This window comes from Bacillus aerolatus (assembly GCF_009183655.1).
In the GTDB taxonomy this organism is placed as follows: domain Bacteria; phylum Bacillota; class Bacilli; order Bacillales; family Domibacillaceae; genus Pseudobacillus; species Pseudobacillus aerolatus.
In genome coordinates this window covers 146128-168390 of the sequence record NZ_WEIO01000003.1, presented here as the reverse complement: position 1 = coordinate 168390, position 22263 = coordinate 146128, and the positions used below count along the sequence as shown (strand labels likewise).

Annotated in this window: 24 protein-coding genes; 19 read left to right on the top strand and 5 right to left on the bottom strand. The window is 45.7% G+C overall.

From position 1 onward, the window contains the following. The first annotated feature begins 7 nt into the window (after positions 1–7). The 4 genes from atpA (at position 8) to F9802_RS06835 (ending at position 4494) form a co-directional block, all read left to right on the top strand. Positions 8–1516: a F0F1 ATP synthase subunit alpha gene (gene atpA, locus F9802_RS06850; RefSeq protein ID WP_152150428.1), complete on the top strand. Its 1509-nt coding sequence runs from the start codon at positions 8–10 to the stop codon at positions 1514–1516. Positions 1517–1617: 101 nt separating this feature from the next. Next, complete coding sequence (atpG, locus tag F9802_RS06845) at positions 1618–2475, top strand: ATP synthase F1 subunit gamma (protein ID WP_152150427.1); 858 nt, start codon at positions 1618–1620, stop codon at positions 2473–2475. A 167-nt stretch (positions 2476–2642) separates the two neighbouring features. Next, a complete protein-coding gene (gene atpD, locus F9802_RS06840; protein ID WP_152150426.1) occupies positions 2643–4061 on the top strand; it encodes a F0F1 ATP synthase subunit beta in 1419 nt (472 codons plus the stop codon). 22 nt (positions 4062–4083) lie between these two features. After that, positions 4084–4494, top strand: coding sequence for a F0F1 ATP synthase subunit epsilon (locus tag F9802_RS06835; protein ID WP_152150425.1), 411 nt, complete (start codon positions 4084–4086; stop codon positions 4492–4494). Between the two features lie 71 nt (positions 4495–4565). Here the strand turns inward: F9802_RS06835 and F9802_RS06830 are convergent, their stop codons facing one another. Beyond that, complete coding sequence (locus F9802_RS06830) at positions 4566–4748, bottom strand: hypothetical protein (RefSeq protein ID WP_152150424.1); 183 nt, start codon at positions 4746–4748, stop codon at positions 4566–4568. Positions 4749–5009: 261 nt separating this feature from the next. Here F9802_RS06830 and F9802_RS06825 point away from each other — a divergent pair, with 261 nt between their 5' ends. The 4 genes from F9802_RS06825 (at position 5010) to spoIID (ending at position 8794) form a co-directional block, all read left to right on the top strand. After that, positions 5010–5246, top strand: coding sequence for a DUF1146 family protein (locus F9802_RS06825; RefSeq protein WP_152150423.1), 237 nt, complete (start codon positions 5010–5012; stop codon positions 5244–5246). Positions 5247–5469: 223 nt separating this feature from the next. After that, positions 5470–6192, top strand: a complete 723-nt coding sequence (locus F9802_RS06820) for a YwmB family TATA-box binding protein (protein WP_191991793.1) — start codon at positions 5470–5472, stop codon at positions 6190–6192. Between the two features lie 29 nt (positions 6193–6221). Then, the gene (murA, locus tag F9802_RS06815; protein WP_152150421.1) at positions 6222–7535 is read left to right on the top strand and encodes a UDP-N-acetylglucosamine 1-carboxyvinyltransferase; all 1314 of its coding nucleotides are present in this window, start codon (positions 6222–6224) and stop codon (positions 7533–7535) included. A gap of 248 nt (positions 7536–7783) precedes the next feature. After that, a complete protein-coding gene (spoIID, locus tag F9802_RS06810) occupies positions 7784–8794 on the top strand; it encodes a stage II sporulation protein D (RefSeq protein WP_152150420.1) in 1011 nt (336 codons plus the stop codon). Between the two features lie 29 nt (positions 8795–8823). Here the strand turns inward: spoIID and F9802_RS06805 are convergent, their stop codons facing one another. After that, complete coding sequence (locus tag F9802_RS06805; RefSeq protein ID WP_225435215.1) at positions 8824–9258, bottom strand: VanZ family protein; 435 nt, start codon at positions 9256–9258, stop codon at positions 8824–8826. A 175-nt stretch (positions 9259–9433) separates the two neighbouring features. On the opposite strand from F9802_RS06805, the gene F9802_RS06800 reads away from it, so the two are divergent. The 9 genes from F9802_RS06800 (at position 9434) to F9802_RS06760 (ending at position 15673) form a co-directional block, all read left to right on the top strand. Further along, positions 9434–10303 carry a M23 family metallopeptidase gene (locus tag F9802_RS06800; protein ID WP_152150419.1) on the top strand — a complete coding sequence of 290 codons (870 nt, stop codon included), beginning with the start codon at positions 9434–9436 and terminating at the stop codon, positions 10301–10303. 456 nt (positions 10304–10759) lie between these two features. Beyond that, positions 10760–11041 (top strand): sporulation transcriptional regulator SpoIIID, encoded by a 282-nt coding sequence (gene spoIIID / locus F9802_RS06795; RefSeq protein ID WP_152150418.1) that lies wholly within the window; start codon positions 10760–10762, stop codon positions 11039–11041. A gap of 238 nt (positions 11042–11279) precedes the next feature. Further along, the gene (gene mreB / locus F9802_RS06790; RefSeq protein WP_152150417.1) at positions 11280–12281 is read left to right on the top strand and encodes a rod shape-determining protein; all 1002 of its coding nucleotides are present in this window, start codon (positions 11280–11282) and stop codon (positions 12279–12281) included. A 13-nt stretch (positions 12282–12294) separates the two neighbouring features. Further along, positions 12295–13131 (top strand): flagellar hook-basal body protein, encoded by an 837-nt coding sequence (locus F9802_RS06785; RefSeq protein ID WP_152150416.1) that lies wholly within the window; start codon positions 12295–12297, stop codon positions 13129–13131. Positions 13132–13151: 20 nt separating this feature from the next. Beyond that, entirely contained in the window at positions 13152–13970 is an 819-nt protein-coding gene (locus F9802_RS06780) for a flagellar hook-basal body protein (protein WP_152150415.1), read from the top strand. Between the two features lie 15 nt (positions 13971–13985). Then, positions 13986–14192: a DNA-directed RNA polymerase subunit beta gene (locus F9802_RS06775; protein ID WP_152150414.1), complete on the top strand. Its 207-nt coding sequence runs from the start codon at positions 13986–13988 to the stop codon at positions 14190–14192. Between the two features lie 12 nt (positions 14193–14204). Further along, complete coding sequence (fabZ, locus tag F9802_RS06770) at positions 14205–14627, top strand: 3-hydroxyacyl-ACP dehydratase FabZ (RefSeq protein ID WP_152150413.1); 423 nt, start codon at positions 14205–14207, stop codon at positions 14625–14627. Between the two features lie 100 nt (positions 14628–14727). Further along, a complete protein-coding gene (locus F9802_RS06765) occupies positions 14728–15072 on the top strand; it encodes a hypothetical protein (RefSeq protein WP_152150412.1) in 345 nt (114 codons plus the stop codon). A 202-nt stretch (positions 15073–15274) separates the two neighbouring features. Continuing rightward, positions 15275–15673, top strand: a complete 399-nt coding sequence (locus tag F9802_RS06760; RefSeq protein WP_152150657.1) for a hypothetical protein — start codon at positions 15275–15277, stop codon at positions 15671–15673. Positions 15674–16098: 425 nt separating this feature from the next. On the opposite strand, the gene F9802_RS06755 is transcribed toward F9802_RS06760, so the two are convergent. After that, a complete protein-coding gene (locus F9802_RS06755; RefSeq protein ID WP_152150411.1) occupies positions 16099–16533 on the bottom strand; it encodes a YwpF family protein in 435 nt (144 codons plus the stop codon). A gap of 239 nt (positions 16534–16772) precedes the next feature. Between F9802_RS06755 and F9802_RS06750 the strand changes: the two genes are divergently transcribed. Beyond that, complete coding sequence (locus F9802_RS06750) at positions 16773–17135, top strand: single-stranded DNA-binding protein (protein WP_152150410.1); 363 nt, start codon at positions 16773–16775, stop codon at positions 17133–17135. 30 nt (positions 17136–17165) lie between these two features. After that, positions 17166–17330 carry a hypothetical protein gene (locus F9802_RS19565; RefSeq protein ID WP_191991792.1) on the top strand — a complete coding sequence of 55 codons (165 nt, stop codon included), beginning with the start codon at positions 17166–17168 and terminating at the stop codon, positions 17328–17330. 437 nt (positions 17331–17767) lie between these two features. Here the strand turns inward: F9802_RS19565 and F9802_RS06745 are convergent, their stop codons facing one another. Next, positions 17768–20566, bottom strand: coding sequence for a DEAD/DEAH box helicase (locus F9802_RS06745; RefSeq protein WP_152150409.1), 2799 nt, complete (start codon positions 20564–20566; stop codon positions 17768–17770). Then, positions 20559–22196 carry a hypothetical protein gene (locus F9802_RS06740; RefSeq protein ID WP_152150408.1) on the bottom strand — a complete coding sequence of 546 codons (1638 nt, stop codon included), beginning with the start codon at positions 22194–22196 and terminating at the stop codon, positions 20559–20561. Before F9802_RS06740 ends, F9802_RS06745 begins: the two co-directional genes overlap by 8 nt. Between the last annotated feature and the right edge of the window lie 67 nt (positions 22197–22263).

Sequence of the window (22263 nt, the reverse complement as noted above, 5' to 3'; positions counted from 1 at the left end):
GAAATTCATGAGCATCAAAGCTGAAGAAATCAGTGCGCTGATTAAAAAGCAGATTGAGAACTTCCAGTCAGATATTACAGTAAGCGATGTCGGTACAGTTATCCAAATCGGTGACGGTATCGCTCGTGCTCATGGCCTCGACAATGTCATGGCTGGAGAACTTCTTGAGTTCTCAAACGGTGTCATGGGTATGGCACAAAACTTGGAAGAAAACAACGTAGGTATCGTCATTCTCGGACCTTACACAGAAATCCGTGAAGGCGATGAAGTCCGCCGTACTGGCCGCATCATGGAAGTGCCTGTTGGTGAAGAACTAATCGGACGCGTTGTTAACTCTCTTGGACAGCCGGTAGACGGTCTTGGCCCAATCAACACAACAAAAACTCGTCCTATCGAAAGCCCGGCAACTGGCGTTATGGACCGTAAATCTGTTCATGAACCATTGCAAACAGGGATTAAAGCGATTGACGCGCTCGTACCAATCGGACGCGGTCAGCGTGAGTTAATTATCGGAGACCGCCAAACAGGTAAAACAACTGTCGCAGTCGATACGATCATTAACCAAAAAGACCAGGACATGGTATGTATTTACGTTGCAATTGGACAAAAAGAATCCACAGTGCGCGGAACAGTTGAAACTCTCCGTAAACACGGTGCGCTTGATTACACAATCGTTGTTACAGCTTCAGCGTCACAACCGGCGCCAATGCTTTTCCTTGCTCCATATACAGGAGTAACAATGGGTGAAGAATTTATGTTCAACGGCAAACATGTCTTGATCGTATATGATGATTTATCCAAGCAAGCAGCAGCTTACCGCGAACTTTCCTTATTATTACGCCGTCCTCCAGGCCGTGAAGCTTACCCTGGTGACGTTTTCTACTTGCACTCCCGTTTACTCGAGCGTGCAGCTAAATTAAATGATACGTTAGGAGCAGGTTCCATTACCGCTCTGCCATTCGTTGAAACACAAGCAGGAGACATCTCTGCCTACATTCCAACGAACGTTATCTCTATCACTGACGGACAAATCTTCCTGCAGTCTGACTTGTTCTTCTCAGGTGTACGCCCTGCGATCAACGCCGGTCTTTCTGTATCTCGTGTTGGTGGATCCGCTCAAATTAAAGCGATGAAAAAAGTAGCCGGTACACTTCGTCTAGACTTAGCGGCTTACCGTGAACTTGAAGCGTTTGCGCAATTCGGTTCCGACCTTGACAAAGCGACTCAGGCAAAATTAAATCGTGGAGCACGTACAGTTGAAGTCTTGAAGCAGGACTTAAATAAACCACTTAAAGTTGAAAAGCAAGTAGTCATTCTTTATGCGTTAACACGCGGCCTTTTAGATGATATTCCAGTAGGAGATGTACGCCGCTTTGAAGATGAGCTATTAAGCTGGTTAGACCACAACCATACAAATGTGTTAGATCATATTCGCACAACGAAAGAACTTGCTTCCGATGACGAAATGAAAGCAGCCATCAACGAGTTCAAAAAGACGTTCGCGAAATCTGAATAATTTTCCAGGTGTTTAAAAAGTGGGAGTGGATTGCTGACTTGTCAATGATCCTTCCCTCTTTCTAAGTCAATTTCTAACATAAAAAAGGGTGGTGAGAACCAGTGGCATCGTTACGCGACATAAAGACTCGGATTACTTCTACTAAAAAGACGAGCCAGATCACAAAAGCGATGGAAATGGTTTCCGCTTCTAAATTAAACCGTGCAGAAACAAATGCAAAAGCATTCGTTCCTTACATGGAAAAAATTCAGGAAGTGGTCGCATCCATTGCTCTTGGCAGCAAAGATGTAACACATCCGATGCTAGTCTCCCGCCCCGTTAAAAAAACCGGGTATTTGGTCATTACCTCAGACCGCGGTTTGGCGGGAGCTTATAACAGCAGTATTCTTCGCCTTGTTCATAATAAAATTAAAGAGCGTCACACGTCTAAAGATGAGTATGTCATCATCGCCATTGGACGGATGGGCCGCGACTACTTCCTTAACCGGGGAATGAACGTGGCACTGGACATTGCAGGCCTGCCTGACCAGCCTTCTTTCTCTGACATTAAAGATATCGCTACTAAAGCGGTCAACTTCTTTGCGGAAGGAATGTACGATGAATTGTACATGTACTACAACCACTTTGTCAGTGCGATCCAGCAAGATGTCACAGAAAAGAAAGTGCTGCCATTAACAGACATCGCTTCGTCCAGCAAGCTCACTTCTTATGAGTTCGAGCCGGCACCAGAAGAGATTATGGAAGTTCTTCTTCCACAATACGCAGAAAGCTTGATTTACGGGGCACTCCTCGACGGCAAAGCAAGTGAACACGCCGCCCGGATGTCCGCCATGAGAAGCGCAACAGACAACGCGAAAGAACTAATCGACTCATTAACATTACAATACAACCGCGCACGCCAAGCAGCAATCACACAAGAAATCACAGAGATTGTCGGCGGAGTAGCGGCACTAGAATAGCGGAAGCGGCCGTTTAGACTCGGCAGGCATAAGACGGACCGCCGAAGTGGCGCTCTTTGCCACACAGGCGTGACGGCTTATGACCGAGAGTCTGGCCGTTGCAGCTGGACAATAAATATACCTGATCATAATGATATATTTTTACAAAACTGATAGGAGGGAAAGAGATGAACAAAGGACGCGTTCTTCAAGTTATGGGTCCGGTCGTTGACGTAAAGTTCGAAAGCGGTCAACTTCCTGAGATCTATAACGCGTTAAAAGTGCAAATCGGTGCACAAGCTGGTAAAGACGCTGTTGAATTAACATTGGAAGTAGCGATTCACTTAGGTGATGACACAGTGCGGACAATCGCCATGGCTTCAACAGACGGCTTGCAGCGTAACACAGAAGTATTAGACATGGGCCAGCCAATCTCTGTACCAGTAGGAGATCTGACGCTTGGACGTGTATTTAACGTACTTGGTGAAACAATCGACTTGAATGAAGCTATTCCTGCTGAGGCACAGCGCAATGCGATTCACCGTCAAGCACCTACATTCGAACAACTTTCTACAGAGGTTGAAATTCTGGAAACAGGAATTAAAGTAGTAGACTTGCTTGCTCCATACATTAAAGGTGGTAAAATCGGTCTTTTCGGTGGTGCGGGTGTAGGTAAAACCGTTCTTATCCAAGAATTGATCAACAACATCGCTCAAGAGCACGGCGGTATTTCCGTATTCGCCGGTGTAGGAGAGCGTACTCGTGAAGGAAATGACCTTTTCTACGAGATGAGCGATTCTGGCGTTATTAAGAAGACAGCAATGGTATTCGGACAAATGAACGAGCCGCCTGGTGCGCGTATGCGTGTTGCTTTAACAGGTTTGACAATGGCGGAATATTTCCGTGATGAGCAAGGCCAGGACGTTCTTTTCTTTATCGATAACATCTTCCGTTTCACACAAGCAGGTTCTGAGGTTTCCGCCCTTTTAGGCCGTATGCCTTCTGCCGTTGGTTACCAGCCGACACTTGCAACAGAAATGGGTCAATTACAAGAGCGGATCACTTCCACTAGCGTGGGTTCCGTTACATCTATCCAAGCGATTTACGTACCAGCCGATGACTATACGGATCCGGCACCTGCTACAACATTCGCCCACTTAGATGCAACAACAAACCTTGAGCGTAAACTTTCAGAGATGGGTATTTACCCTGCGGTAGATCCATTGGCTTCTACATCACGTGCTCTTTCTCCGGAAATCGTCGGCGAAGAACATTACAGTGTAGCCCGCCAAGTGCAGCAAACATTGCAGCGCTATAGAGAACTTCAAGATATTATCGCGATCCTCGGTATGGATGAGCTTTCAGAAGATGATAAGCTGACTGTATCACGTGCGCGCCGTATCCAGTTCTTCTTATCTCAAAACTTCCACGTAGCTGAACAGTTTACTGGACAGCCTGGTTCTTACGTGCCTGTTCAAGAAACAGTTCGTGGATTTAAAGAAATTCTTGATGGCAAATACGATACGCTTCCAGAGGATGCATTCCGCTTAGTCGGCAGCATCGAAGAAGTAGTGGCTAAAGCAAAAGAAATGGGCGTAGAGGTATAATAAGGGACCAGGGGGTTAAACAATGAAGACATTTAAAGTCAGTATCGTCACTCCTGATGGCCCGGCGTACGAATCGGATGTTGAAATGGTCAGTGCCAAAGCTCAGAGCGGTGAGCTCGGTATTTTGCCGGGACACATTCCGATGGTCGCTCCTTTACAAGTTGGCGCTGTCCGCTTAAGCAAAGGCGCTGGAAAACCTGATTTGGTCGCGATCAGCGGCGGATTTTTAGAAGTCCGTCCAGATCAGGTGACGATATTAGCACAAGCGGCTGAAACAGCGGAAAATATTGATATTGCACGGGCAAAAGAAGCAAAATTAAGAGCTGAAAGCCTGCTGAGTAACAAACAAGACAATATAGATTTTAAACGTGCTGAATTAGCATTGAAACGGGCAATTAACCGTATTGACGTTTATGAAGGCAAAGGGCAATAATGAAAAACCTTCCGGAAACGGGAGGTTTTTCAACTTACAAGAAAGCTAACTTTTTGAAGTTAGACAATTGTCTAGCTCCAGCGGCCAGACTCTCGGACATAAGCCGTCACGCCTGTGTGGCAAAGAGTGCCACTTCGGCGGTCCGTCTTATGTCTGCCGAGTCTGAACGGCCGCTTGCGCTTTTCAAGTTGTCTAGCTCCAGGCGCCATCGGCTCGAGGTCATAAGCCAATCCGTCCAGAAGGTTAAAGAACAACCTTCCAGCCGGCTCGTCTTATGCTTGAGGCCCGCAGGAAGCGGGTCATGCAGACGTTGTCACAGGAAGTGGCGAATTTAGTCTGCGTTCTTTAATAGGCAGGCGCCTTGCGCTTTTCAAGTTGTCTAGCTGCAACGCCTAGCCCCTCGAGGTCAAATAACCTTTCCCCAAAGAAGTCAAAGGGCGGACTTCTTTGGGGAAAGAACATTTGCTTGTCGGGGCTGATCAAGGCGTTTCCGCTTTTCTAATGGAGGGATGTTAATGATGGCAAATTTCGGGCAGGATGCATTGGTCAGTATCTTGTCACATATTATTTTTATCGGTTTATCATTCTGGGCGCTGCAAGCTGTTCGCCTGGACCAACTACTAAAAGCGAATCATGTGTTCCAGGCACGTTTGTTATTCGTCTTACTATCTATTGCGATCGGTTCTGCGGTCAGCAATTTCTTCCTTGATTACTTCTTGTGGTCCCGCCAATTGCCGCTTTTATTCCAATGATTATAAAACAGGAAACGAAAATAGTTCTTCTTTCATGCTTGTATTTTTTTCAAATTTGTATATTATTTCTTTAGGGAGTTTTATATTACCTGCTTATATTATATAATGGTAAGTGAACATTTGAACAAATGACACACTGTCGACAAAGCGCTTAATTTGTCGTGTTTTTCCCTGTTTATCTTTCTTGTGCCGGGTCACACTGGTCATAAGGGAGATGATTTCAATGAATCTAGTAAACAATCTTAAATATATTTTACTGTTTTGTTTCATTGTCTTTTTATTTGGGAATAACACGAATGCAGGAAATAAAAGCGACCCGTTATTGCTGTTGACTGACAGTGTTAAAGATGTGGAGGGAACGATCGAAGAATGGGCTTTACATACTCGGGAACAATTGACAGAAGAAGAGTCAGAGGATGCGGCTCGTTTTCTGCAAACATATTTATCCGATTGGAAGGTTCTATTTACCGATAAAAAGGAGAATGTCATGTTTACTGCTGTACACTCACACGGAACAGTCCAGCAGCAAGTTAAAATTGTCTCTTCCGGCACAGCCGGCAGTGTTGCTTATGTGCTTTACTCTGTTACTGCAACGGATGAAGAAGAGATGAGGGAATTTCTAGCAAAGGATTTTGAGTCTGCGTATTCACACATTTTCCACAGTACACCACAGGTTTTCACTTGTATCAAAGGGAAGTTTGATGATAAGCTTGAAGAAGTTTTGCCAAATCAACTTTCTCATTTACTATCAGGCTGGGAAGCTGAAAAAAAAGAAGTTGTTTCTGAAAAAGATTTTTATTCTCTCACTGCTTTCTCAGATCAATTTAGTAGCAGCCTTCTATTACCGGATAATGAAATGAACGTGCAAGTTGGATTAAGAAAAAAACAAGAAGGCGCCGGGACAAACTTTGTGATCGGCACGCCCATCATTACGATTGAATATTAATATATAAATTGGACGCGGAGGGGAAAACCTTGGATAAAATTATCGTCCGCGGCGGACAAAAACTAAGCGGAACTGTAAAAGTAGAAGGTGCAAAAAACTCAGTTCTGCCAGTAATCGCCGCTACATTATTAGCCAGTAAAGGAAAGAGCGTGATTCGGGATGTGCCGACTCTCTCTGATGTATATACAATAAATGAAGTACTTCGCCACTTAAACTGTCAAGTACATTTTGAAAACAATACAGTAACTGTAGACGCATCTGAAGAACTATTCGTGGAAGCGCCATTTGAATATGTGCGCAAAATGAGAGCATCTGTTCTTGTTATGGGCTCATTACTTGCCCGTACAGGAAAAGCGAGAGTAGCACTGCCAGGCGGATGTGCCATTGGTTCACGCCCAATCGACCAGCATTTAAAAGGATTTGAAGCAATGGGTGCGGTCGTACGGGTAGAAAACGGTTTTATTGAAGCAGAAGTGACAGACCGGTTAAAAGGTGCGAAAATCTATCTTGATTTTCCAAGTGTAGGCGCGACAGAGAATATTATGATGGCTGCTGCTTTAGCCGACGGTACAACGGTGCTTGAAAACTCCGCTAAAGAACCTGAAATTGTCGACCTTGCGAATTTGTTAAATAAAATGGGCGGCAAAGTCGTTGGTGCCGGTACAGAAACGATTCGGATCGAAGGCGTAAAGGAACTCCAAGGAGCAGACCACGCCATCATTCCTGACCGTATCGAAGCAGGAACATTTATGACTGCGGCTGCGATCACCGGCGGCAATGTACTCGTTCAAGGAGCCGTGCCTGAGCACATGTCTTCTTTAATCGCCAAGCTGAAAGAAATGGGCGTTCAAGTGATCGAAGAAGAAAATGGCGTGCGCGTCATCGGTCCGGAAAAACTGAAGGCTGTCGATATTAAAACAATGCCTCACCCGGGATTCCCGACAGACATGCAGTCGCAAATGATGGCTCTTCTGTTAAAAGCCGATGGCACGGGCATGATTACCGAAACTGTATTTGAAAATCGCTTCATGCACGTGGAAGAATTCCGCCGCATGAACGCCAATATTAAAATAGAAGGCCGTTCCGTTATTGTTAACGGACCAGCAGATATTCAAGGCGCTGAAGTCGCGGCAACAGACTTGCGTGCAGCTGCTGCCTTAATTTTAGCCGGCTTAGTTGGAGAAGGCTATACACGTGTGACAGAGCTGAAGCATCTCGATCGCGGATACGTAGACTTCCACATCAAACTGGCAGCAATTGGCGCAGACATTACGCGCGTGAAAGAAGAAACAAAAGCGTCAGTAAAACCATCCCAAAAAATAATCACTGATATGAATGCATAAATGAAAGAGGCTGTTCCATAAGTGCCCGGCTCCTCCTATACACGCTAAAAGATAGTATATTACCTGTCGTTTTATACTATATAGCAGTAGGGAGGCGCCCGGCTCTTTTTTGGAACAGCCTTTTTTTATTAGTAGATTCTGGATTTTTATGGCGAATGGAAAAGTGGCATATCAAACCGGCGCCTGCCATATTCTTAGAAGTGAGCAGTTATTGACCGCTCAATCTTACAGATGGAGGCTTCTTTTCGATGAAAAAACGACACTCAATCTCATTTCTACTTGCTGTTCTCACCGCGATTGCCATTATTGTTCCTTCACTGCTAGTTATTCTTTTTTCATCAGAAGAAGAAACAGCGGACAAACCGAAAAAGCAGACACCCGAGTCTGCCCTGCAGGAGCCCGCTTTAGAAGTAGCCGTGTTTCGTGCAACATCGAAGCAAACCGAAACCTTCCCGCTTGAAGAATATGTCGCTGGAGTTGTAGCAGCGGAAATGCCAGCCGAGTTTGAAAAAGAAGCGTTGAAAGCTCAGGCTTTAACAGCCCGAACATTTATCGTTAAGCAGATGATGAATGGCAAAACAACAAACGGCGGCGAGGCGCACGTAACCGACACGGTGAACCATCAAGTGTTCAAAACGAAAGAAGAACTGAAGAAAATTTGGGGAAGTGATTTCAACTGGAAAGCGAAGAAAATTGATGCGGCAGTAAAAGAAACAGCAGGGCAGATCATTACATACGATGGCACACCCATCACTGCCTCTTTTTTCTCAACAAGCAACGGCTACACAGAGAACTCAGAAGATTATTGGAACGAACCGCTTCCTTATTTAAAAAGCGTCACAAGTCCGTGGGATGAAACATCGCCTAAGTACAGTTCGAAAAAAGTGCTGCCGCTCGCTGAATTTGAGAAAAAACTCGGAGTGTCAGTGAAAGCCGGTACTGAAGCAGGAACAATTACGGCGCGAACATCCGGTAAGCGGATTGCTGCAGTGGAAATCGGCGGAAAAGAATTTTCAGGAAGAGAAGTGCGCGAAAAACTAGGTCTCCCTTCTTCTGACTTTAACTGGGTGCTAAAAGGAGGCAATGTGATCATCACGACGAAAGGATACGGGCATGGCGTGGGCATGAGCCAGTACGGGGCGAATGGCATGGCGAAAGAAGGTAAAAACCATAAACAAATTATTGCGCATTACTATCAGCAAACGAAAATAGAAGATGCCGAGAGCTTCGTGAAAGAAAAAGTGACGGCAAAAAAATAACTCCTCGTTGTTATAGCAACAACAAAGAGTTATGAGCTCGCCCATAGGCTGAACTTATGCATTAATTTGCTGATCCGGCTGTATGGGCGCGAAAAATAAGTATATTGAACAATAAAATAACAAATGAGAACACCTGTAATATCCTTCAAAGCATCAATGACTGTCGCCGAACGGGATGGAACAAACGCCTGGTGGATTTCGTCAATCAGCCCGTAAAAACAGGCAATCAGAGCGGCAGTCACATGAGCGGCATTCGTAAAACGGCCGTTTGCCAAAAATGCATTCACAATCAAACTATATAAAATGGCAAATTCAATTAAATGCAGTGATTCTTTCAAAAAGCGGTCCACATTTCTTTGGGGAAGCTCGATAACCGCATTATCAGGCATGCTGGACATAATCCATACCGCTGCCATATATAAAAGAGGAGCAATGGTGGACAAGCTTCTTGCCAAACGTTTCAATTAAACGCACCGCCTTACTAAATTATAAGATTTATCCCATTCTATCACGATTTTCCTCGCTCTTAATTTCTGCTTTGTGGCATATTTATAACGATTTTTGCAAAAACTAAAATTTTTCCAATTGGATGTATAGATTCATTGAAAAGTGTTCACACTGGTTGCTGAGGTGATGAACATGAGAGAGGGAGAAAAGAAAAACACTTCTCAAAAAATGAAGAAAATCTTTAAGAACCGCTGGATGTTTCCTGCTGTCTACTTAATGAGTGCCGCCATCTTAATTTCAGGAATTATCTGGTACCAAATGGCGGATACAAACAACGAGCAAGGGCAGGAGTCACAAGAAGGTGCAATCGAAGGACAGTTTAATCAGCCAGCGGAAGAAGTCAATTCATCTGTGGAGCAAATGGCTTTGCCTATGAAAAACGCAGATGAAGCAGTAGTCAAAACAGGCTTTTACGATGAAAAAGCATCTGAAAAACAGCAAGAAGCTGCTCTCGTAGTCTACAATAATACGTACCATCCGAACACAGGTATTGCTTACACAGCAAAAGGCGGCAAAACATTCGATGTGACAGCAGCCTTAAGCGGCAAAGTGACAAAAGTACAAGAAAACGACGCCTTACTTGGCAACGTCATTGTCATTGAACATGCCGATGGATTCGTTACAAACTATCAATCAGTTAAAGATATTCAAGTGGCCGAAGGAGATCAAGTATCCCAAGGCGACGTCATTGCTAAAGCTGGAAAAAGCCTCTTCAACGAAAAAGCTGGTGTCCACCTGCACTTCGAAGTGCGCAAAGACAATGTAGCGATCAACCCGCTCAACTGCATCGACAAAACAGTGGCAGCGATCGAAGAATCCATCCAGCCGGCACAAACAAAGGAATCAGCCGACAAAGCAACGGAAGAGTCCGCTGAACAAAACGAAGAATCAACTGACAAAGCAACAGAAGAGTCTACTGAACAAACCGAAGAAAGCCCATCTGAACAAGAACAAAACAGCAGCACCATTGAAAACGAACTAGAAGACAAAAGCAGCTCATAATGGGCTGCTTTTTTTTGGCGTTTGTGCACGGATCTCAAGTATTTATGCACAACGCCGGGAGGAATGTGCGCGGACTCCTTAGATTTGTGCACGAGCATCCACCCGCGAACACTTTCCATTCAGTGCCGTCACCTCCCCAATTACAGTCGGCTGGCGCCGATATTCAGTCAAAATCGGGTGTTACCTCATTTATTTCCTTTCCCGTACATAATTTCCCACTGCCGCCAATATAGTAATAATAAAACCTGTAAAAAGAAAAAGGGATTGTTTGAGGTGAGGGGTCGTTAGACGAAAAAATACCTGTTGATAATGAGAGCAGTCTAGTTGCGGAAGAAAAGAAAGTGAGAGCTTTCTTTCCGTGTGCAGGCGCCGTTGCATGCGGATTTATATTATTTCATCCAAGCGAAAGCGAGTCTCATTTCACATGTCTCACATCCAATGAGGGAGGCGAGCGGTGTGCACGATTACATCAAGGAGAGGACAATCAGGATCGGAGAGTATATCGTGGAGACGAGAAAAACAGTGCGGGTGCTTGCTAAAGAGTTTGGCGTGTCAAAAAGCACGGTGCATAAGGATTTGACGGAGCGGCTGCCGGAAATTAACCCGGAGCTTGCTCAGCAGGTAAAAGAAATTTTGGATTACCATAAATCCATTCGCCATCTTCGTGGAGGGGAAGCGACAAAGAAGAAGTATTCAGCAGCTTTAAAAAAAGCAAGCGGTTCGGGCGCGGAAGTGTGAGTGTCCCTATAAAAAGGAAATCTGCCTGGAGAGGCGGATTTTTTTGTTGTTTAGGAAACGATAAAATAATCGTATGTGAACCTTTCTGGTGAATAAGAAAATTCACAATTAGCCCGGCTTTTTTTACCTAAAATATGATAAAATAAAAAATTGGGAACTCTACCTGTTTTATATGAAAAAAGACATAAAAAACTATAAATAAATAAAAACTACTTATAAAAAAAGGGGGGCTGCTCTGATGATTTCAAAAGACATTGGAATTGATTTAGGGACAGCAAACGTGTTGATTCATGTGAAAGGCCAAGGGATTGTGTTAAATGAGCCATCTGTCGTGGCGATTGATAAAAATACGAATAAAGTCCTGGCTGTCGGCGAAGAAGCGTATCGTATGGTCGGCAGAACGCCGGGCAACATCGTTGCGATCCGTCCGTTAAAAGATGGGGTCATTGCGGACTTTGATGTGACTGAGTCGATGTTGAAACACTTTATTAATAAATTGAACTTAAAAGGCTTGCTTTCCAAGCCGCGCATTTTGATTTGCTGCCCGACGAACATTACGAGTGTCGAGCAAAAAGCGATTCGTGAAGCAGCAGAAAAAAGCGGCGGAAAAACTGTTTATTTAGAAGAAGAACCGAAAGTGGCAGCGATCGGAGCAGGCATGGATATATTCGAACCGAGCGGCAACATGGTTGTTGATATTGGCGGCGGCACGACGGATGTGGCTGTTCTATCTATGGGATCTATCGTCACAGCGGCTTCCATTAAAGTGGCCGGAGACAACTTTAACAATGAAATTTTAAATTACATTAAAAAAGAGTATAAGCTGCTCATCGGTGAACGAACAGCTGAAAACATTAAAATTACGATTGGTAGTGTATACCCGGGCGGACGCAACGAAGAAATGGAAATCCGCGGACGCGACATGGTAACCGGGCTTCCGCGCCTTTTAAGCGTGAATTCGGCAGAAATTGAAGGAGTGCTTAGAGAATCGATCGCTGTCATCCTGAAAGCAGCAAAAGATGTACTAGAACAAACGCCGCCGGAATTGTCCGCCGACATCATCGACCGCGGCGTTATTCTAACAGGCGGCGGCGCGCTGCTCCACGGCATTGACCAACTGCTCGCTGAAGAGCTGAAAGTACCGGTTTTAATCGCAGAAAATCCAATGGATAGTGTAGCCGTAGGCACGGGTTTAATGCTCGATAATATGGATAAATTATCAAAAACAAAGCTAATTTAAACGGGGTGGGTATATGTTTCGCGGATTTTACACAGCAGCTTCAGGCATGATTGCGCAGCAGCGCCGCACGGAGATTCTTTCTAATAATATGTCAAATGCTAATACACCAGGCTATAAAGCGGATCAGTCTTCCTTGCGGGCTTTCCCGGAAATGCTGTTGCAGCGGATGGATAAAGTGTCCGTGCCGGCTCGGAAAAAGCTGAATCTCCCGTTTGAGCCGCGCATCGGTGCTTTGAACACAGGTGTGTACGTGCAGGAAACAATGCCTAATTTTACACAAGGAGATTTACGCGAAACAGGTCTGAAGACAGATGCGGCTCTTTTCGATGTAAATATGCCTGTGAACGAAGATACTGGACAAAGAGGAATGGTTTTCTTTAAAATACAAGCTCAGGACGGCATTCAGCGCTATACACGCAACGGGAACTTCACACTGGATGCCGCCGGATTTATGACGACCGCGAGCGGTCATTACGTTCTTGATCCAGCTGGAAATCGGATTCAGCTGACTTCAGAACATATCGCTATTGACGAAAACGGCCAGATCACGGAAGACGGAACACCAGCCGGCCGGATTGGCGTGGCTTTTGCGGAAAACCCGAATCTCCTCATTAAAGAAGGGGACGGTCTGTTTCGTTTGGAAAACGGTGAACTTCCTGATGCCGCTGCCCGAAACGATGTACAATTTCGGATGCAGCAAGGCTTTCTAGAAGGCTCAAACACAGACGCAGCCCGGACAATGACAGATATGATGTCGGCTTACCGAACATTTGAAGCAAACCAAAAAGTATTGACTGCTTATGATCGCAGCATGGAAAAAGCCGCCAATGAAGTTGGCCGAGTGAATTAATCTTCCCGGGAGGATATGGAATGAACCAAACGTTGATTACATCTGTAAACACATTAAGCCAACTGCAGCAGAAACTGGATATACTCAGCAACAACATCGCGAACCTCGATACAAATGGGTATAAGCGCCGGGAAGCTTCTTTTACGGACTTGATGAATCAGAACGTGACGAACATGCTTCGGGCAAACGAAGAGGTTGGCCGTTTGACGCCAAGCGGCATCCGCATCGGAACTGGCGCGAAAATTGGCCAGACACAAATGACAGGCGCGCAAGGAAGTGTGCAGCCGACCGGGCGCAAGCTGGACTTCGCTTTTACGAAAGAAAACCAATTTTTCAAAGTGCTTGTACAAGAAAATGGCCAGGGGAAGATTCACTATACTCGCGACGGTGCTTTTGCGGTAACGCCGGTTAATGCGAATGAAGTGATGCTCGTGACGACAGAAGGCCGGCCAGTGCTTGGAGAGGACAACCAGCCGATTACGTTCAATTCAAACAACGGAGACATCACACTTGAAGACGGAGGCAGGCTGCGTATCGGCGGTCAAACGTTTAACCTGGGCGTTGTCGAATTGAGGCGGCCGCAATTTTTAACTCAGGCAGGATCGAATTTATTGACTCTTCCTGATGATCCGGCTGTTCCCGAAAACGAAATTCTACAAGAGATAACAGCTGCCGGGCGTACAGATATTGCGATGCAGCAAAGCGCGCTTGAAAAATCAAATGTCGATTTTGCGAAAGAAATGGCTGAGTTGACGAACGTACAGCGTTCCTATCAATTTCAATCCCGCTCGATCTCGCTGGCTGACCAAATGATGGGGCTTATAAACGGCGTACGCTAGAGGGGACGAGACATTTTGACGCAAGACTTGCAAAGAAAGAAAAAACGAACACGGCTGACACCCCTTGGCCGATTCATTGTCAATTTATTTCTAATCGGGCTCTTTGCGACAGCGGGGGCCATTGTTGGCTACAGCATTATCGGGCATGGAAATCCGTTTGAAATTTTCCTGCCCCGAACGTGGATACACTTAATGGAAGTCCTTTATAAAAGTTTATTATAAGGTGGGAAAAAAATGTTGGACATTCAGCAAATTAAAGAAATCATTCCGCATCGCTATCCTTTTCTGCTTATCGATCAAATCCTTGAATTAGAAGAAGGAAAAAAAGCGGTTGGCATTAAAAACGTAACGGCTAACGAAGAGTTTTTTAATGGCCATTTTCCGGATTATCCGGTTATGCCCGGCGTTTTAATCGTTGAAGCGCTTGCTCAAGTAGGAGCGGTCGCGATGCTGATCAAAGAGGAAAATCGCGGCAAGCTCGCCTTTTTTGCCGGAATTGACGGCTGTCGCTTCAAACGCCAAGTAGTACCTGGCGACCAGCTCCGCCTCGAAGTGGAAATGACTCGTTTGCGCGGTCCGGTCGGAAAAGGCAAAGCCGTTGCTACAGTAAACGGTGAACTTGCCTGTGAAGCTGAAATTACATTTGCTTTAAAATAACTGTCTCTTTTGAGGCGGTTTTTTTTTGTGTATATTTTTCCTGCAAACGGAAAGGATAGTAGAGGAAATGGATGCCAACAAAGAAAGGATGTTATTTTGAATGAACAAAAGACTTTTACAAATCGTCGGGGGATCTGCCTTGGCAGCTATGCTGCTCATGGGGTGCGGTAATAATGATAATGATCCTGCAGACAACGAAGGTCCAGTGACAGAAGAAGAGCAAGACGTAAACGATGATGTGAACGACGCTGAGAATGACGTGCAAAATGATATGAACGACGCCGAGAATGACGTACAAAACGATATGAATGGTACGGATGACAACATGACAGATGACACAAATGAACCGGGAGACGGTGACGTTGCTGAAGATGAAAACACGCCAGGAGAAGAGCCGGTTGAAGACCAAAACGACATGAATGATGATAACAATAAAGACCAATAAAGAAAACTTCCCTCAGCCACTTTTTACTGCTGAGGGTTTGTTGCACTTATTCCAGTCAATGCGAGATGAAAAAACAGGGGCCGCTCCCTGTTTTTTTCATTGGGAAAAAACTTTGTCAACTCCTGTATAAGTATGTTAAAGTATTAGATGTTATCATTTTTACAAAGTTTCATCAGGACTTTCTAGGAGGTACTTATTGTCAATGTTAAGCAACTTATCTCAAGGTATAAAAATAAGTATCACTCGATCAATTAAGACAGCATTTGAACAATATATGGCTAGAATTTTATGGGACGAAAAAACGTATCGTTTTGAAGACTTTCTTGATGAATGGAGAACATACATTCATACGAGTGCGTCATGGTATGACAAAGTCGATGAAGAGATCAAAACGAGCCCGGCATTTCACGAAGAATTAGCCGCAAAAATTAATGAAGTCATCGAAAGAATTTTTTCGGAAGAACCAACGTCCGGCCAGCTGGAGGAGTTGGAAGCATTGCAAAAAGAAATGGGTACCGATTTTGACTTTTCTTGCAGAGCGGAAGCGAAATTTTATATCGATTTTTTAAGCGAACAACTAAAAAAAAAGAAGAGCAACTGACGCCGGCAGACGAATTTGAATTATCCCTGGCTGCCCTTCTTTACTACCATGCCTATGAAAAAGAATTGCCAGTTCGCGACTACCGTAAGCAGGACATTCAATATATAATCCAAAAACTCCAATACAAAATTGACACAGGCCGTGACGATCTCGAATCCGGCATCATTCACTAAAGAGCAGCTCCGAAAATAGGAACTGCTTTTTTTATTTGGATGGCTGTGTTGAGTCAGGCAGAGGGGCCTATGCGCGGGCCTCATGAGTTTGTGTGCCAGCATGAGTGATTTGTGTACGGGCCGAATGAAATTGTGCTATGCATGCTGGCGAGGCCAGAGCACTATGTACGCCGGCCCTGGATCCTGCACACCGCCCATTCGTCGCGCTCCATAAAAAAACATCCGGCCCCAAAATACAAAGCCGGACGTTCATCATGTCCTCTTTACGGACGGGGTGTTGATCCGCTTCTTTAAGTATGTGCTGAATGTGTCGATGAGATCGTCTCCCTCGAGGCCTTCCTGGACGAGGTCGGAAAGTACTTGCTTGGCGTATTCGGTGCGCATTTGCATAAGTTTTCCTTCGAAGAGGACGCTGATACCGTTTTCAAGTTTGTTTAATTCTCTCATTCTTGCGGAGAAGAGAGCGGGATCGTTGTCCGGGTGAGTGATGATCACTTGGACTTTTAAGTCGTCTTCATGATTTTCGTGTTCTCGGAGTATGCCTTCATACGCGGAATCAACGAATAGTTCAATGAGCCAGGACCGCTTGTCGTCTTCTCTATTAATAATCAGTCCATCCATTACCTTGATTTCTTGGGCGTCGTTTTGCCCGGCGAAATAAAAGCCGGCAATTTTAAAGGTTTTCATGCAGGTTGAACTCCCTTCCTTTTCAATTGCTTCCAATAAAAAGTATAGCACGTTCCTCAGAAGAACTATACAAACTTGGATCAGTAGGTTTTTAACAATTCCAGCGCTAATCTGACAGTTTCTATGCAGAAACAATAGTTATTTGTAGAATTTGGCATGAATTGAAGAAAAATGTCAATTTTACTCTCGTTCTTTCCTCAATTATGATGAACTCATCTTTACGGAAAGGAGGGAGCCGATTGATTAACCAAGTGACGCTCGTTGGCAGGTTGACGAAAGATCCTGAAGTGAAATATACAGCTGACGGCCGGCCATTTTTAAATATGACGATAGCGGTTAACCGGCCGTATCGGAATCAGCAAGGAGTGGCGGAAACCGATTTTATTTACTGTACCGTCTGGAATAAATCGGCGGAAAACACGGCAAAGTACTGTCAAAAAGGATCACTCGTCGGCGTGCTCGGCACGATCCAGACACGGAACTATGAAGATAAAGAAGGCAAAAAAATATATGTAACGGAAGTGAGCGTTCATACGGTTCGGTTTATGGATAAGAAGCGCTCTGATTCTTCTGAGCTGCTGCCGATTTTAACGATTCCATAAAAAGAAGGGAAGAAGAGGGCGAAACAAAGTATGATAAACGAAGAATTAGAAAAAAGACTGGAAGAAGTTACTTATTGCCTTGGGAAAACACTTGCCAGACTTCGCGTAGTAGAAGAAACATTAAAGAAATGGGAACAACAACAACTTCGGGAACATCCTCAGCCATCTGCTCAACAATCGACCATCCCGTGTTAAAAGATACTTAGTACATCCTGCGCTTGTCCACTCCTTTTAGCCGAACAGGCTCCACAAGTAACGAAACCACGAAAGACTGCCTCATGAAAAGAGCCGGCTCATCCTCTGAACCGGCTCTTTCGTATGGGCTATTTTATATTGATAAGAAGATGAAAGAACATTTGCTTGTCGGGGTTAGTCAAGGCGCTTACGCTTTTCCAGTTGTCCAGCTTCAGTGCCTAGCCCCTCGAGGTCAAATAACCTTTCCCCAATGAAGTCAAAGAGCGACTTCTCTGGGGAAAGAACATTTGCTTGTCGGGGCTGGACAGGCACTTACGCTTTTCCTATTGTCTAGCTTCAGCGCCTAACCCCTCGAGGTCATAAGCCAAACTGGCTGCATGGCTGAAAAACGCCATTTCACCAGTTCGTCTTATGCTTGTCGGGGCTGGTCAAGGCGCTTACGCTTTTCCTAGTTGCAGCAGTTCTTTTAGTTCGTGGTCGTTCATTTCTGTAATCCACTGGTCGCTGCTGATGATTTCGTCGTTGAGCGCTTGTTTTTTTTCAAGCATTAAATCAATTTTTTCTTCGAGCGTCCCTGTCGTAATCATTTTGTGAACGTGGACGAATCGATTTTGCCCGATTCGGTAAGCCCGGTCCGTCGCTTGATTCTCAACAGCCGGATTCCACCAGCGGTCAAAGTGGATGACGTGGTTCGCAGCCGTTAAGTTCAGCCCGGTGCCGCCCGCTTTCAGCGACAGCAAAAAGACAGGGAAGTGACCGTCTTGAAATTGGGTAACGAGGCGGTCGCGCTGTTCTTTAGACGTGCTGCCGTTTAAAAAAGGAACGGTGGCCGCGAATCGTTTTTCGATTTCCTGCCGGATCATTTCGCCCATTCCAATGTATTGGGTAAAAATTAAGCATGCCTCTTCACGATCGATAATATTGCCGACCAGCTCCATCAGTTTGTTCATTTTCTCGGAGCGTTCGATAATATGCGCCGGTTCTTGCTCCTTTAAATAAAGAGCAGGATGGTTGCACAGTTGCTTAATTTTGTTCAGCATTTGTAAAATCAGCCCGCGGCGCTCGAAAGCAGCCAGCTTTCCGATCTCTTCCATCGTTTCGTTAACGAGCTGTTCATAAAGCACCGCCTGTTCTGTTGTGAGCGGACAATATTCTTTTTGTTCAAGTTTGTCCGGGAGGTTTAATTCTACTTCCGGATCTTTTTTCGTCCGTCGCAGCAAGAACGGGCGAATTTTTGCTTGCAGCTTTTCAATTTTTTCTTTCATGCCGTCTTTCTCGATCGGCACAATGTAATGTTTTTGAAAGTGCTGCAAGCTGTTTAAATAGCCGTGGTTCGTAAAATCAAAAATCGCCCAAAGTTCAGCGAGCCGATTTTCCATCGGTGTGCCGGTCAAAGCGATGTGATGGCCGCCTTTTAATTTGCGGATCGCTCTTGATTGCTTCGTCTGCGCATTTTTAATGTTTTGCGCTTCATCTAGTGCGACGGTGCTCCACTCAATTGATGAGATCGTCTCAAAGTCGAGATGGGAAAGGCCGTACGTTGTTAAGATCACATCCGCTTCCCGGGCCGATTTTTGAAAGTCATCTCCTTGCTTCCGGCTGCTTCCGTAATGAAGCTCCACCCGCAAGTCGGGAGAGAAGCGTTCCAGCTCTTTTTGCCAGTTGCCGAGCACAGAGGTCGGACAAATGATCAATGCGGCTGCTTTCGGCTGCTCCCGCTTTTTCACATGCTGCAAGTAAGAAATGAGCTGAATCGTTTTTCCGAGCCCCATATCATCGGCCAGCACAGCACCGAAACCGCACGAGCGCAAAAATAGCAGCCAGCTCATGCCGAATTGCTGGTACGGCCTAAGTTCCGCATGCAAATTAGCCGGAGCCGGCACGAGCGGAAGAGAGGAGACGTCTTTTAGCTGGGCAATCATTTTTTTGAACGAACGGTTCAGTTCAATTTGAATATGGGCAAACAACCGCGGATCAGTCCAGTCATCCACCGGCTCTTCTTCAGGAGCGAGTTCCTGTTCCAGCAAGTCCTGGAGGCGCAGTCCTTCTTTTTTCGCTTTTTTCATTAATCCTTGAATTTTACGCACCATTTCAGGGTCGAGCTGGATCCACTCGCCGTTCACTTTTACGAGGCGGCGGTTACTCGCAGCCAGCTCCGCAAATTCTTCTTCCGACAAATCGGCGCCGTTCATCGACAGCCGCCAGTTAAAGTCGAGAATTGCCTGCAGGCCGACGAAAGAAGGGCGGCGGGTTGCGCCCGCTGATGATACTTTGGCGGACAGCGACAAAGATGCGTTCCGGATCGATTCCCACCATGACGGGAGCAGAATGGGGATGCCTAGCTGAATCAGTTTTTCACTTGCTTCCGTTAAAAATATAAACGCTTGTTCTTCTGGCAGCTTAGAACGAAGTGAACCTTCTTGTTCAAGCCATGGAAACAGCCGCAGCCAGCGCGCCTGTTCGGCTTCTGCTTCTGCAAGGAACGGCATCCAGCTTTTCAGGACCTTCCCGTTCAGCGGATACACTTTTTCACTGTTTTTCTGATTGATCAGCACCGTTTCAAGCGTCCACTCGCCATTGTCTTCTGCCGGTTCTGTCAGCCGGAGCCCGGTTGCAAACGGAGCGGCGCTTTTTTCCGAACCGAGCCACTCCCGCCAGCGGGCTGCATCGAAATAACGGTTCAGTTCTTCCGGCGTCAGCTTTCCCCCTGCTAACCGGCTGACTTGTGTACGAACCGCTCCTGCTTCTGCAAATGCTTGTTCCGCACACGTTTGAAAAAGAGAAGCAACAAGCTCGCGGTTGCTCATATGAACGACGGAATCGTCCCAGAAATCAGAAGAGAACTCTTCCCAGACAGCCTCCGGTACTTGAAAAGACAATCCTTCTTCTTTAAATTCCGGCAAAAAACTGCCATCTGTCACCGCGTCGTACACAGTTGGAGCGGCAGCAAGGCTGAAGTCTCCGAGTTCATCCCATTCCCAGCGGATAAAGCGGTTGAACTGCTCGCTTTTAAATAAAGTTACCCATTGCCAGGCGGACAAAAGAACGCCATCTTTGCCATTATAATAAACGTCCCGCAGCTGGGAGCCGTAAAAGCTTTCTTCATGACCGAGAAACAGCTGCTTCACCCACACGGCTGGTGGAATAGGGGTGTCTTCCGCCGTTGTTGCCCAAAGAAAAAATTGCTTATCTTCTGTCCATTCCATTTGAATCATGATCGTTCTTGTTTTAAGCATCCGTTAATTGACCCTTTCTACATTCTTCCTGGAAAGCCCGCAGCCGTTTTTTTTCTTCCAGCAAGTCATTTATATACAGTTCCCAACGATCAACCCGTTTTAACTTTTTATACAGCGTTCGCAGCCGTTTCAAGTAACGGACCGCTTTTTTATAGCTCGCGCGGTTGCGCTCATCAATCAAGCGGAGAATGCCATGATGGAAGAGCGGCAATACTTCCTCAGGCGCATGCTTCACTGCTTCCTTCAGCCCGCTCCGGTCAAGCTCCGGCAGCTCTCTGTCCATCCACAGCTGCAGCTCCACCCATTCCCGATATTGGTCTATTTGAATGAAATATAAGCTTAAATCTGTGTAGCTGTATGGCAGCATCCGCTCAAGCAGGCTTTTATAAAGGAGCGGCTCTTTTTCCATGAGCCAGTCTGTATCAATATACGTTAAAAACCAGTGGGCAAACCGGCGGCTCTGCATGCTGTCGCCCTTTTCCAGCTGCTGCATATAGCCTTCCAGCTTTTCATCGGCGATCTTGACGAGCATCCGTGCTTTTTCATATTGTTTGGCGCTGAATGCTTCCATCAGCCAGAACAAGTACAAATCTACTCCTGTGTCCGGCATGCTTTTCGCCGCTGCAGCAAAAGCTTCAAGCTCATTCGCTAAATAAAGTTGATGCAAATAACCGATCGACAAAGCGAGATCATGTTTTTCTTCTATAAGTGTTTGCAGTCTCATCCGCTCTTCTTTACGCCACGCTTCCCGTTTGAAAAGAGATGTCCATAAATGGCGGTACAGGTCGATTCGCTGCCCGATAAATACTTTTTTCTCAGGTGTTAACAGCGCAGCCGTTTCCCGGCGCAAATAACCAATGTATTGATCAAACTCAAATGGCAGGGCATGCACGCCGATGTCTTCGGCAGCACCTGAAGCTTCTTCTACTAAATAAAATAAGAAAGATGAACAAGCCCGGTGTAATAATTCCCGGGAAATTTGCGTCTCGTTAAATAAGTCTGTCATATAAGTGAGCAAGCCGAAGCTTACATATAGTTCATAGAGCGGCTGCCATTCCCGTTTCGCAGGCCGCTGCTTTAATAAATCTTCATATAAATTTCTGCCTTCATACTCGATAATATACGGATTTTTATGAACAGAACGGGCGGCTAACCGCTCTTGTGCCGTGTTTGTTATTTTCTTCATCCACATATCGGGCCCATCGTCCGTAGCCGTTCTCGTTTTCAGCAAATCACTCGCCCGCATGACACCAGGAATGGCTGCCGGATTTTGCGGCGTAGTCACCCAGTCATTCAGAAAGTCGTACACTGGCTCCATAAAATCCCGGGACGCTTCAAAGAAAAGGGCCGTTTGATGGGCACACCAATGCTCTGCCGGACAAGTGCATGTGCTGGAAGAAGGGAAGGAAAGGTCGAGATGCACATTAAATGATGAGCCATCGGGCTGTTCCACCGAACCGGCAATTAACCCACTGTCTGTTTGCTGTACCGTTGCCCGCCCAACGGAATACAGACGAAACCCGTTTTCCATAATGAGTTTGTCACTGGGAAGAGCCGGGTTTAATCCCGCCTTTAACTTTGCTCCGAAAGAATCTAGCTGGCTTTTCAGTGCTTCTGAATGAACAGGCATTTGGGCAAACCTCCGTTTGATCGATTAACCCGGCCGCACCGGGTCTTTTTTATAGTGAACAGGGGAA